The organism is Caballeronia sp. M23-90, from assembly GCF_053574605.1.
Genome location: NZ_JBSIPA010000953.1, coordinates 1 through 622 on the forward strand (window position 1 = coordinate 1; position 622 = coordinate 622).

At 59.0% G+C, this 622-nt stretch carries 1 pseudogene; it reads right to left on the bottom strand.

Annotated features, from left to right (window positions below):
• Positions 1-58: 58 nt before the first annotated feature.
• Positions 59-502, bottom strand: a pseudogene (locus tag ACRXB1_RS37250) (PfkB family carbohydrate kinase); the annotation flags it as partial.
• Positions 503-622: the final 120 nt, after the last annotated feature.

Genomic DNA, 622 nt, shown 5'->3' on the forward strand with positions numbered 1-622 from the left:
TCAAAGCTTACTCCCTGTAGGCAAGGATATGTTTATGAGTTCGCGTCATCTAAGAACAAAGTCGTGAGCAAACCTCTACGGGGACAGAACAAATCTGCTGCACCGATTCCTTCGATGTATGCAGCAACGCGCCCGCTTCTCCCAACGTCACGATCACGGCTTTCACGCCCTTGCCGAGCAGGACGTCGGCGGCTTTGCGTGCATCGTCGACTGAGGCGATTTCAACGCCGGTCAGCGCTGTCGCTTCAGTTTCGTTCGGCGTGATGTAGTCGCACAGCGGGAAGATGTCGTCATCGAGCGTGAACGCGGGCGCCGGATTGAACACGGTCGTCACGCCATGACGATGCGCGATTTCAAGTCCGCGCTTCGCCGCCGCAACAGGTTGTTCGAGTTGCGTGACGAAGACCGCGGCGGATGCAATATCGGCCTCGATAGCGTCCACGTCTTCCGGGCACAAATGTCCAGCCGCGCCCGACGCCACGATGATCGCGTTGCCGCCGGATTGAACACGGTCGTCACGCCATGACGATGCGCGATTTCAAGTCCGCGCTTCGCCGCCGCAACAGGTTGTTCGAGTTGCGTGACGAAGACCGCGGCGGATGCAATATCGGCCTCGATAGCG